Genomic DNA, 12,511 nt, shown 5'->3' on the forward strand with positions numbered 1-12,511 from the left:
TTATCGCTCCTCCAGGGTGTCAAACAGGGCGTTGTTTTGCCAGCCATCTGGTCGCAGCTTGATCTCCGCATCAATGTCGCGGAGACTTCTCATCGGCCCATGACTCAGTGCTTCTCCGGCAAAGTCTGTTTGCGCTCCCTCGAGCGTGGACATCATCGCGTCGAATTGAACCTTGAGCTCATGCTCGAAGGTTTCGGGGAGTTCACCGCCAAGATGCCTGCCATATGCCAGCTTAATCAGGTCAAGAACGTCCTCACTGTCCTCTAGTCCCGTGGGTTGGTACTCCGGATGTTCCTGTACGTCTCCGTTGCGGAGTGCTTTGATGAACGGGCGAACATTATCCGAGAACCAGAACTGCTCTCCGGTCTGGTACATCCAGCGATTGTACATCCAACCGAACATCATGCCTGCGAGCGTTCGCTCAACACTGTTCTGGCTCCAGCGGTTCACTGGAACCGATTCAACAAGCCGATCTAGGTACTCATGGTACTTGTTGAACATGTGGTAGTGGCTCTGATCGCGTTCCCGGCTCGGGTTGAAACAGAGCAACACGAGCCCTGGATGCTTCCGACCGGCCCGCGAGCTCGACTGAATGTATTCAGCAGTCTGCCGCGGCATACCGAAGAACACCATATAGTTGAAGCGGTCAACGTCCACCCCATGACTGATCATATTCGTCGCCGTGATCATATTCAACCGCTCCTTGTAGTCATCCGGCGGATTTTCGAGATTATTCAGGATCTCCTCAACGTCATCGAATAGCGTGTCACCCGTCAGCTCCTCTGAATAGGGCACACGAAGATCATCATCCCGCAAGTAATCCGCCATCTGTCCATCGATAGATCGCACCAGCGGGTTCTTCTCCTTTTTACTGATCGTGTACGAGAGACTGGTCTCGTACAGCTTCAGCAGCTCCAGAAAGTCCTCGTTTGTGCGTACATCCTCGAACCCAAGTTCTGCGATGAGCTCGTGCGTGCCCGTGCCGTTCAGAAGCTCCTGTCTGAGTGACTCGATCTCGCGCGTATAATGATAGAGCAGATCGATGACTGCGTTGATGTGTGTCTTCCCATGCGGGAGCACCCCACAGAACTGTCGCCGCGTCGTTTCCTCCGTCGTCGCATAGAAATTCTCGCCAAGATACGGCCCTTCTGTAGGGAAGCGTTCGGCTTTCCGCAAGTACAGCTGCTTCGTCTGTTTTTCGTATTCTTCGATCGTCGCTGTCGCAGCGACAATTTTGGTTCGCTGCAGCCCCTCCTCTTGCTGGTAGGCATCGACGAACGTCTCATAGTGCCCGTCAAACGTTCCAAGCGATTCTTTGAGCAGGTGAAGCTCGTCCTGTATCTGCAGGGTCGGAGAAATATCCGTTGGCCCTCCAAACGGCGTCTCATCGAGCGGTATCAGCAAATCCTCCGGATCACGATCCCCGGCATTCTCACTGTGACACGCATACTTTTCCGTACACTCTCCGAGACTGGCAAACCCATGGTCTGGGCACCAGTGCGTCATCTTCCCGCCGTAGAGATGCCCCGACTTCCGTTCATAATTTACCGCCGCGATCTTGTCGATCGTCCCGACAACGAACGTCGGTGCATAGCGGTATAGCTCGTTGTCGACAATATGGATCGGCAGCTCGTCACGCGCAAATATTTGATACTCGCCTTCCGTATCGAGCCGCCGATCCTGCCAGTCACAATCGTATCGAGAGTTTTCACAGCGATGAGCGAGCCGGAAGTCGTCTGTAACCTCGACTGAAACTGATGCTTCACAGAACGGACACTCAGAGATTACTTTCGCTTCCCGACGCTTATCCGCACTATCCCTGTACCGGTTATACATCCGGATATACTCCTCATCCGAACTGGGATTCTTAACATAATTGGAGAGTTTATTTGGTGTGTTCGCCGAGCCGACGAGATATCCCAGACTAAACGACATGACGCTGTCGCCCGAGAGTTCCGGCACAGTTACCCTGACCGTCTCAGCATGCATCAAGAGCTTCGCCAGTCGCTGAGTCTGCTGCAGTGAGAGTAATCGAAGCGGGAACCGCGTCCATGCAGACACTCCGTAATTCTTCCCGCGGAACCGATCGAAGAACGCGCCGAAAATCCCGAGTCCAAGATAGGCTTCCGTTTTCCCTCCCCCGGTCGGGAACCAGACGATGTCAACAAGGTCCAGCGCTTCCATTTCCTCCCCGTTGTAATTACGCGCATCCTCTCCCTCTCGCCAGGTGACATCCGCCCATTCTTCGTATTCTCGACTCACAATGTCCGGGAGCACGCGCAAAATGAACACAAGCTGGAACGGCCGCCACCCCGGGAACGACTGTGCCTTACCGAAGGTTTCGTTCATCAACTCGAATGACTGTGCGACCTGCCCGTCCATCGCCTCATCCTCAACGTCTGCTTCTAGGCACTCAATCGCGCGTTCAACACGGAGAATCTCCTTGCGGAACGCCTCCCGATCCTCGGCGAAATCCTGCTCGTCCGATTCAGTGAAGTCCGACTGTTCACGATAGTGCTGCTCGTGCGCCTGGTCATACCCGCGCTCCTGTGTCTCCAGATACGCCCACATCTCATCCCGAATCTCTCTGAGTGCGTCGAGCCCACCGCCTTCCAGATCCTGCAGGGTCTCAAACGTCAGATCCAGCTCCCTCTCCATATCGTCCCCCATCCGGGGAACATATCGTTGTTGCCGATAGCTGGGCAGGTATTCCGTTCGAAGATGCGACTGGTCGTTGGGATCCGGCCTGACGACGAGACAGTTCGTCCCTCGCCCAGCTAGTAGTCGATTATAGCGGAAATCCTCTTCAAGTCGATCGAACGTGAAGTCAACAAATTCACCCTCTCCAAGTTCAATATCTGCGGTTACGTCGAACAGCGTCGTCTCGTAGTCCAGGGAGTGATGGAGACTCCCATCGTCGGTACGTGGATCTCCTGCTGATGTATTTTCGACAGTGAGAACCGCACGAGCGGTGGCGTCGTCGTTCCGGAAAAATTCGATGTCCACGTCAATGTCCCAGTCGGGGTACATCCGCTCTGACGCGGATCCAGCCGTCATTCGTGAGACAAGCGCTTCATAGGACTCTCGTGCGTCTTCTTCATCGTCGTACTCGAGAATATCGGCGGGGAAGAAGAGGTCGCCAGTATACTCGTCTGCTTGAATCTCTGTGCCGGCCGGCGCTCCAGGAACCGCGTCGAGATGAATATCTCGGCTGATTAGCTGATCGGAACGCCACAGGGGCGGCGAGTCGTCATCCCTGTCAATCTCGGACAGCGCATCTCTGAGTGTGGCCTGTAGTTCGTCACGAATCGCGTCATACGCGTCGATATCTGGCGCCGCTCTTCGCTGTGCCTGCAGGTCAGAGACGGGAATGGGAATTGGGTCTGTGGTGAACTCTAGTCGGTGGAAGACTCGCTGGAAGGCCTCATATTCGACGTCGTCCTGACCGATGTCGTCTTGGTCGGCGTCGCGCGGTTCGGAGTCATCGGTTGTCGCTGTGCTCTGTGTATCGGCGGTTTGCTGGTCGAACGTGGGGAAGGTGCGGTAGTATACGTGTCCGGAGAGTGTGACTGTAAGTTCCTCGGCTGTGTTGGGGTTGAGCTGGAATTCTGCTTGGAGTGCTGAGGGCGAGAGTTTGCTTTCCAGTTCGTCGGAGAGGTCGCTGTGCTCTGCGTCTTCCGCGGGGGCGAGTGTGCCGACGAAGTGTTTGTCAGAGGGTAGATCGACGAGAACGCGGCTGTCTGCGTCGGTGCGCTGTCCGGTTCCAGTTACGTGATCAAGAACTCGGCCGCCGATGAATCGGGAAAGTCGGACTTGATCGCGGTAATCAGCGTCACCTGCTCCCGGCTCTTCGGGAGTGAAGTGCTCGAATTCGGGAGCGGTTCCTGATCCGGGGCCTGTGGGCATGCTGCGTAGTTGTTTCACACATCATATAAATACACCTCCGTTTACATTACCCAGTAATATACTAAACAAAATTCCGGACAAAACAGCCAGCAAATACCCCGACCCGAGCTACGAGGAATTAAACAGCCTCCCCAGATCGTAACTATCCACCTCCATCGTATCCTCACTAACCGACTCAACAGATCGATACTCAACCGCATCCTGAATATCCCCAACTCGAATATTCAGCTCCTCAAACAGCCACTCATCACTCGACTCACCCGACCCCGCATCGAAGACGATCTTCTCCAGCTGCCTGCCAACCTGCCGGTGGAGATTACGAATCTCATCCAACGACGCCTCAATCTCACTTGCCATCTCCTTGTAAATATCAATATCATAGATCTCCCCAAGCGCCTTGATCACCCTCGCATCACTGGGCCCAATCCCATCCCCAGTAATCCAATCACGCACCGCATGATACGTCCGCGTCACCTCAGACTCATCATGTTCATCAGCATACTCCTGAAGCGCATGCTCGATCTGCCTCGGGTTCAAATCCTCCTCGTTCACAATCCGCTCCAGATTCGACCGCCAGAACTCGAGCATCTTACTATACTTCTTGAACTCAGGAACCTCTGAACGAATCTTCTCGACAATATGCTTAAACAGGTCTCGACGACTCTCCTGCTCAGTGATAAGCACCGTATCACCCTGCTCAAGCGCCCGTGCCGCCTTCCGCGTCCGCCGTCGCTTACCAGTCTGCCGCTCATCATACACCCACACCCGCCCATCCGGCTTCTCAAAAATATGAACACCCCCACTCAACTCAATTCGCACCGCCTCCACACTCCCCCGCGACGAACCCCCAGTATCTTCTCGCCCCGCATTCACCGTTTCCTGCTCAGACCCATCATCGAAATGCTCACCAGCCTTCTCGAAGGCGTCGCCATCCGGCGTAAACGAGTCCGAATCGATGGTGCCCGCCTCCTCCGCCGCAGAATCACTCGCCCCAACACTCGTCGCCGTGTCTGACCCAACACGCCGCTTCGTCGTCTTTGCAATCCCATCCTCCTCGACACCCTCCTCGCCATCCATGGATTGCTGTTCATCAGAAGACCGGGGAACAGGCGCGTGCCCGGTATCCGGGAGCGAAATCAGATCCGCAAGCCCACTGTAGTCCACATCGAGCTGTTCAGCTGTATGCTTCATCATTCCCGGCCCACAGCGATATTCAGCAATTGCCTGCAGTTCATCAAGCCAGTATTCGAGCCGATCCACCTCCCACTCATATGTTAAATACGTCTGCGTCGACGCACCACCGGAAAGCACCGCGGGTCGATGACTTTTCGACGGCACCCCCGGGAACAACAACCGATCGGCCTGCGGAATCGTATGCGTACTATATGCGGGATGGAAATCCACACCCGCCTCATCGAGCTCTTGCCCGCGAACTCCGCCCTGCTCAGTCACGAACGACCGAAGCAGGGATGTCTGCCGCGTTGTTGCAGTTAACACGACAAGCGACTCCTCCCGATCGATCGCCTCTTTGATTTCTTCAACGATGGTGTCAGCTTTCGGATTTCGCTCAGTCAACTCCGACACCATCGCGGAAAGCGCTTGACAGGCATCATCGAGCATGTTCCCAGCGCCAGTCACATCCTGCTCTAGTTGCGCATAGTTTCCGCGAATATTCTCGATCATCTGGTCAACCGTTGAGCCCGATCCCCAGCCACTGTCGAACGCCATCACGTCGTCATGGAATTCGACCGATGTCGGTAGCGTACTGAGATAATTATACGTAAAGTAGAGATCACGCATCGTCCGCGACACCGAACGTGGTTCTGACTCCGTCTGCCGAGCCACATACCACGAGACTTCACTGATTTTTTCAGAGGCCCGATCTGCGACTGGCTGCAAATCGCTGTACGTTAGATTCGTTATCTCCCTGTCGACACCCCTGATGAGATTCTGGAGAACCGGCAGTGACGCCTCAAACGGCGAGGTCGGATCAGCACTTTCGGCCGTGATCGATTCTGGCTCGAATTTCGACCGGTCAGCCATGCTGCGGAGGAGATCTGCCCCACCTTCTTCGAGAACTAACTGACTGATCCCCCAGAAGAGAGTCTGTGACTCGGGGGATAGGGTTGCGTTCTGATCTTCCAGTCGGTCGAGATGTGGATGGGAGGGGCTATCGAATAGATAGATCAGTGGGATGTTTCGTTCTGCTGCGGCCTCCTGATACTGTTTTATTACGTCGAAATCGCTCAGCAGTTTGGTTGTGACGTCCAGAACAATCGAGGACAGTGGGAGTTCCTCCTTGGTCGGGAATTCCCCCGCGATCTTTTTCCCCAGTGTTGAATGTATGACTGAGACGCCTTCGTAATCACCGTTCCAGTTGCGGGGTTTGTGGTTTGTGATGTAGGACAGCTTCTGTCCGTCGCCAGTTTTGACCATAGGGGCGGTTGCGTCCGCGAGCGAGTTCACCGGTGAGCTCGGTAACGATTCCCCGGTTCCTACATTGAAATACTGGTCGCGAATCCCTGCCCCAGACCGATTACTAATGAACAGCGTTGGCGGCATGGAGCGCGTCTGGTAGCCAATCGCGAGAAGTACCGTTAGCTGGAGATATGTCGGAGCGGAGGGGTAGATAAGCGCAATATTCCGATTTTGCTGTTGTGCCGCAGCGGCAGCAGCGACATATGAGCGATCGAACCGGGTCAGTGAGACTGGTTCCTCTCTGTAATGGAGTTTTCCGAGAGTATCCGTAACAAGCACTGGGGCTGCTTGGTCTTCGACGGTTAGTAGATCTCTCAGACGCTGCGAACTGCCGGCAGTCATTGGGTTATAGTAGAAATATTAATAGAAGTCAATAAATGTATGTCTCGAATAGACCCCACCACTTCAGTACCCACTCCTCGCTCCCACACCCATCCAGAATCTCCTGCACCCATGCCCCCGGCCCAGAATACCACGCCCAGCAACACCCCACCGCAACCAAATTCCACCAGTCAACGCACGCACAACTAGGGCGCAAAATGAACCACACTAACCTGACTCTGCGAGACCTCTACGATACCTACAACCTCAACCGAAGATACAACCACCCAGACAACGTCACCTTCTCGCACTCCTATTTCGGCGACAGAAAATACCCACCAGACTGGGGGGAGAAACGTACAGATATCTCGACTACCCACGGCGGCCGACGCGAAGCTATCCGAGAGTACCAGGGGGGCCTGTGCGCCCGCTGCGGAACAGACATTTCGAACTCCGACTTTAATTGTCACCATTACCTCTCCCTCGATCAGGGCGGAAAACACGACCTCAATAATCTCCTCGCGCTGTGCCTGCCCTGTCACCGCCTCATTCACCCCGACGTTGACGACCTAGACGGCAATTGGCGGGAAGCCCCCATCTTCCCCTCAATCGACGCAGACCCTCGAATGGCAACCGTGAGAAAACCCGTAGTAACCTCTGAACACCGCCAATACCTCCCGAGCCTCAGCCTCATCGCCGAAAAAAGCACCCCAGCAGAAAACACGCCCGCCCTCTCAACGGCCACATTCGAAATTGGACCCGGCGACGCCCTTGCCGCGGCAGAGGACTTCGAGCGTCTGCTCGATGAAATGGGAATCCACTTCGATAGCGAATACACCGTTCACGTCACCTCTTCAGCCGACCTCTCACTCTACGATGCCACCGTTGAGCTCACCGTTTCCAGCCAGTACGGAACAAATATCACCCTTGAAACAACGACCGACCGCAGCGGGAACGCCCGATTTGAATTACCTGCCGGCCGCGAGATCAAAGCCACCGTAACCAAGGGCCGCCTTGGCCCCGTAGAGTTCGTCGACACAACTACAACCGAACCTCGCACACGCGAAATCACCCTTCAAGACTAACTCATCAGTTATCGAATCCATTGACAACGCGGCCACGACACTCCCTCGAACTGATGATGCCTACCCTCTCTCTCTCACAGAGATCCAGCCGTATTCACCCTCCCATTGACAGGACCAGAGGACTCCGTCAAGAATCGTAATCCGTCAGCTGTTTGCACCCGATTGACTACTTGGGAAGTATCCCCTCGTCCTCGAAACCACAACGCTCGGTCAGTAGAATCCCGGCGGCTCCGTTCGTCAGTGAGTTCAACGGGAAGAGAGGAAGATATCTAACTGGCCACTCCCGCAAAGGAGGTAGATAATCCAGACAGAAACCTCTACCTTAACCCGAAATTCTTTGAGCTCGTGCCACTGCAGAATGACGAGTCTATCATTCTAGCCGCCGACGGTAAGGCAGTCGGATCCTATCGACCAACACGCAAGGACAAGACACGCTGGAAACGCACGGATGATATGTCCTCAGTCACTGCACGGATCACATTGGACGAGGGAGTGAAGACGGTCAGAGAGATTGTAGAGACCTAGCATCCTTGATCTCCAGCTCAATGACCCCTCTACCGGACTAGGGTGTGCAGCTTCTGCTCAAATGAGAGCTACGCTCCCCCCTGACATATCAAGGCCATCCTGCCCCTCAGTTAATTTAGATTCAGTGTAATGCCCCGACTCGCTGGCGTCCTTCGAGAGGGTACTGTCCTCCGTTAGCTCTTGGTTGGCTCGCTGGCGTATGCACAGCTGGTTTCAGCGGGCAATCGGGACATGAGGGAGTGCTTGCTGTGCAGATAAGCGCGCCCAGATCAAGGAATGCGAGGTCTAACGCACGGGCGAGTGCGGATTCTGACGGTACCAGCGTGCTGAGGAACGTGTAGACAGATTCCCTTTTGTGCTGGGTGGGGAAATCATATTCGGATACCCGCTCTATGATGCGTACGAAGTTCGTGTCGACGGGCGCCAGTGGCTGGTCTCGTGCAAATAACTGGGTTGCGCGGGCCGAGTAGTCACCGACGCGCTAAGGTTTCTTAAGCCTTCAAGATTTTCGGGGATGTGGCCATTGTATTCTGTGGTGAAGATCCGGCCGACCTCGGTCAGTGAGCGGGCAGCGATTGACGAATCCCAGTAGGCGGACGATGTCGGCTATTCCGTCCTCGGTTGCGGCTGCAGTGGGTGTGGGTCCGGGAAGCGCGCTAGGAAATACAAGCGGAGAAACAGTGATCGTGTCTAAAATGTGTGCAAGATGTAGCAGATTCTCATTACGTTTTGTTGAGTCGTTATCGGATAGATGGCAGATTATTCCGGCGACCCCTCCGAGTTCAAGGTATATTGGTTTGCCCGCGATCTCGTCGCTTCCAGTTACGGTAGTTACGCCACCAAGGAAACCCAGACTCTGAAGCAACTCTCCTCCCGACTTGGTAACGAACTCGAAGGAAAAGGCCTGCTGAACGAGACAGACCTAGAAACTCAGAAACAGCAGATCAGAGACACCATCACTGGTTCCGTCAACAAGACATACGGCGGCGATATATCCAAACGCTACAGACAGACCGAGGACCTAGCGGAAAGAATACTGCGAAGAATCGAAGAAGAGGATGATATACGCGAGTTCCGTATAGCAATTGACGCCGTCGTTCGTACCAGCGAAATCTTGGATACAGCTCCAAGCTTCGGAAAACAAGAAATCATCCGCATAGTAAACGAAACTCTTGAAACCGATAGAGGAAATCTTGACCCTTCAAAAGCCTACGACGCCCTGTACAACGTCGATTTCGAGGGCGAAGCTTACCAGCTTGGTGCTCAACGAGAGCCACTAATCGATTATATCTATGAGGAGATGGCGGAACTTCGAGATGACCCACACATCGAGCAGAGAGAAGTAGCGAGGATTATCTCCGGGATTGTTCAGGAATATGAACGTAGAGCAGGTCAGAGCCGTGCTTCTACAGCAGGGAATGTTCTCGAAACTGGTCTTCAGCATATTTTCAATCAGTTTGGGGTTCCTGCTACCGGAGATCCTGCTCACTTCGGTGACCTCGAAATCGACAACATGGTCGATGGACCAGAGGGCAGTATCGGCTTCTCCTGCAAGCGAACTCTCCGAGAACGCTTCCGCCAAAGCCTCTCTCGAGAAGCAGAAATCGGAGTCGACGAGGTCTGGTTTGTCTCTCTACTGATGGCCGACGTCTCCAAGGAGAAGCTGCACGACATCAGCAACGACGGAAGCAGGATTTACGTCCCACGAGATTCCTTCGTCTGGAATCGATACAACAACGACGACGACCTTTCCTACACGCTCCGTCCTGCAGACCGGTTTATCGAGGACGTGGTTGAGTTCACAGGGGTTTCCGCCGATCTATGAATCAGGATGTGAAATCCCGAATTGAGCAATATACCTACTGGGACATCTTTGAGGAAGACGTTAACCGCAGAACCGACCGTGAAATCCTCACCGATATAGAGGGTCTGATGACAAATGTGGTCGACGAAGTCACAGCACGGGCAGAAGAAAATGGAAAAGATGTCTCACAGGTCCGATCCAACGTCGCAGGAAATTACTTCCAGGCACTGGTCTCCTACGCTACGGCAGACGTTGCAGCTGAAAACGGTCTAAGACTCCTTCATAGCAAAAAGCTTGAGTCGACAGAGCTAGCGGATGCAGTTCCCGTAATCGGTGGAGAAGATGAGACTATCCTATCACCGGACTCTGATATAGTCTACTACGATCCAGATGGCGGACCTATCTTCATCATCTCCTGTAAAACCAGCTTCCGGGAAAGAATGGCTCAAAGCGGCATGTGGAAACTAATGTTTGAGGTTGCTACACACTCCTGTTCTGATCCCAACTGCCCTACACACAACTATTCCTTCTCAGGCGAGTTCGAACGCGACATCTACATGGGATTCGGCACGGTTGATTTCTACGACGACGTCGAATCCAAAGATATTGTAGAACTATTCGACTTCGGCTATGCGCCTACAGTAGATAAAGGAACTTCTGGAGTAGCATATCCAATGGAACGACTGATAGACCACATTGAAAACGAATGGAGCAGCTTTAGATAACTGCGCCCCACTGCTTTGCCATCGCTTCTGCGACACCAGGGAAGAACCTGCTTCTTTCCTTACTCCTTTCTTCGCTGGGAGGCATCTCGTGCACCCTTGCCTCCCTCTCGTCTTCATCCTCGATTACATCTGTTGGCTCGAGTTTTGGAAGTTCCTTCAACCATAGACATATCCCTTTTTTCTCAGGCTCTCCAAACTGCCAAGGCTGAACAGTCTGCTGTAGCTCATCAGGATAGTCTTCTATTCCAGCTACCTTCTTTCCCCATTTATGCATTACAGGGTTTTCTACAGCTATATGCGGAATTTTCTCACAGTTCAGAAGCTTTCTGAAGAATACTCCGCCTTCAACCATATCCTGCCATCTTTCCTCTTTCTCGTACAGCCATCTCACCCCTGAATTACTGAGATACGTACACGGCGGATGTGCGATCATCAAATCAAATTCTTCGCCCCTTTCCTCTAATACCTCCAAGATATCTCCCTTGATATGATATTCCGGGTTCCTTTCTGTTTCCCGAAGGTCACAGCTTACAGCGTCAAAACCCTCATCTCTGAAAGCGTCTCTTACAACACCTGAAAATTCGCAGGCAACTAGTACGTTAGCGCTATTCTGTATCGTAGTCATCTCTAAGTAATAAGGTATTCAATCCGCTTTCTGAGCTTCTTCTTCCTGAATAGGCTGATTGAAGATTTCTGTGCGAATAGCAGTGGCAAGAGCCTGAGCCAGTAGCGGAGGAACAGCGTTACCAACCTGTTTGAATGCGTGAGTGCGTGAGACTGGGAACTCGAAAGTGTCCTTGAATGATTGAAGCCGTGCAGCCTCCCGAACCGTGATTGAACGGGCCTCATTCGGGTGGATGAACATGTGGCCGTCCTTATAGAGATGAGCCACAATCGTGGTAGCAGGCTCTTTCGGATTCTGCTTCTTCAACTTGTCCGGGAAGATATCCGTCCGATAGGGCTGGTGCTCCTCAGGGATATCTCCGATAATGTACGAGGTCCCCTCTCCGAGAAGCTTGTAGAGAGTCAGGTCACGCATATTGTGGCCACGGCATTCATGATTCAGAAGATCTTGTTCCTCCCAATCCTGATCCTCGCCGAGATCTCTTGCCCAGTACTGATACTCTGAAACAGGGCCTATCTCGTATTCCTCTGCTTTGGTCGGCGGGGTCTCACCTTTCGGGGACACAGGAGGAAGATCGAGGATGCCATCGGCCACGGTATTCCACGGCTCTTTGCTCCGCTTGTCCTTTCGGAAAGTAGGGAACTCCTCGTCTTCACGTTCGTCAACGAACCCATCAAGCGTGTGCTGATCTTCTTCGGAACGCTTGGATGGATCCTTCTTGTACTTGATCTTCTTCTCTTCCTCGTTCTTCGGAGACCTGTGTGTCTCCCACTGTTCCATATCCGGGTTTTCCGCGCCTACACGGTTGCCGATGAAGAATAGTCGACTCCGATGCTGCGGAACACCGTAGTTCGCCGAGTCCAGAAGCTGGACCTTGACACTGTAATCGAGATCAAGATCCAGATCTGCAACCTGCCGCTCCCCGCGCATCTGCTCCTTGATGGTATCGACGACAGGTTTGCCGTCCTCGTTTTCTGCGGAGAGCATTCCCTCCACGTTTTCCATCAGGAAGGCCTTGGGCTGATAGTGGTCGACGAAGCGG

The 12,511-nt window shown here is 53.5% G+C and carries 7 protein-coding genes; 3 read left to right on the top strand and 4 right to left on the bottom strand.

Annotated features, from left to right (window positions below; all coding sequences use genetic code 11):
• Positions 1–3,906: a helicase-related protein gene (locus AB2U09_RS01235; RefSeq protein WP_459190870.1), complete on the bottom strand. Its 3,906-nt coding sequence runs from the start codon at positions 3,904–3,906 to the stop codon at positions 1–3.
• Positions 3,907–4,014: 108 nt separating this feature from the next.
• Positions 4,015–6,726, bottom strand: coding sequence for a DrmE family protein (locus tag AB2U09_RS01240; RefSeq protein ID WP_459190871.1), 2,712 nt, complete (start codon positions 6,724–6,726; stop codon positions 4,015–4,017).
• Between the two features lie 197 nt (positions 6,727–6,923).
• Here AB2U09_RS01240 and AB2U09_RS01245 point away from each other — a divergent pair, with 197 nt between their 5' ends.
• The 3 genes from AB2U09_RS01245 (at position 6,924) to AB2U09_RS01255 (ending at position 10,844) form a co-directional block, all read left to right on the top strand.
• Positions 6,924–7,790, top strand: coding sequence for an HNH endonuclease (locus AB2U09_RS01245; RefSeq protein WP_459190872.1), 867 nt, complete (start codon positions 6,924–6,926; stop codon positions 7,788–7,790).
• 1,276 nt (positions 7,791–9,066) lie between these two features.
• Positions 9,067–10,140 (top strand): PDDEXK family nuclease, encoded by a 1,074-nt coding sequence (locus tag AB2U09_RS01250; RefSeq protein WP_459190873.1) that lies wholly within the window; start codon positions 9,067–9,069, stop codon positions 10,138–10,140.
• Positions 10,137–10,844 carry a BsaWI family type II restriction enzyme gene (locus AB2U09_RS01255; RefSeq protein ID WP_459190874.1) on the top strand — a complete coding sequence of 236 codons (708 nt, stop codon included), beginning with the start codon at positions 10,137–10,139 and terminating at the stop codon, positions 10,842–10,844. The genes AB2U09_RS01250 and AB2U09_RS01255 overlap by 4 nt, the downstream gene beginning before the upstream one ends.
• Here the strand turns inward: AB2U09_RS01255 and AB2U09_RS01260 are convergent.
• Both AB2U09_RS01260 and AB2U09_RS01265 read right to left on the bottom strand, forming a co-directional pair.
• Entirely contained in the window at positions 10,837–11,469 is a 633-nt protein-coding gene (locus tag AB2U09_RS01260) for a class I SAM-dependent methyltransferase (RefSeq protein WP_459190875.1), read from the bottom strand. The genes AB2U09_RS01255 and AB2U09_RS01260 overlap by 8 nt on opposite strands.
• An 18-nt stretch (positions 11,470–11,487) precedes the next feature.
• A partial coding sequence (locus AB2U09_RS01265; protein ID WP_459190876.1) for a DNA cytosine methyltransferase occupies positions 11,488–12,511 on the bottom strand: 1,024 nt, incomplete at its 5' end.

This window comes from Halosimplex yunnanense (genome assembly GCF_054504345.1).

Excerpts from the sequence above, each read along its gene's own strand:
- AB2U09_RS01250 (WP_459190873.1), top strand. The coding sequence starts at position 9,067 with ATGGCAGATTATTCCGGCGACCCCTCCGAGTTCAAGGTATATTGGTTT.
- AB2U09_RS01260 (WP_459190875.1), bottom strand. The coding sequence starts at position 11,469 with ATGACTACGATACAGAATAGCGCTAACGTACTAGTTGCCTGCGAATTT.
- AB2U09_RS01245 (WP_459190872.1), top strand. The coding sequence starts at position 6,924 with ATGAACCACACTAACCTGACTCTGCGAGACCTCTACGATACCTACAAC.
- AB2U09_RS01235 (WP_459190870.1), bottom strand. The coding sequence starts at position 3,906 with ATGCCCACAGGCCCCGGATCAGGAACCGCTCCCGAATTCGAGCACTTC.
- AB2U09_RS01255 (WP_459190874.1), top strand. The coding sequence starts at position 10,137 with ATGAATCAGGATGTGAAATCCCGAATTGAGCAATATACCTACTGGGAC.
- AB2U09_RS01240 (WP_459190871.1), bottom strand. The coding sequence starts at position 6,726 with ATGACTGCCGGCAGTTCGCAGCGTCTGAGAGATCTACTAACCGTCGAA.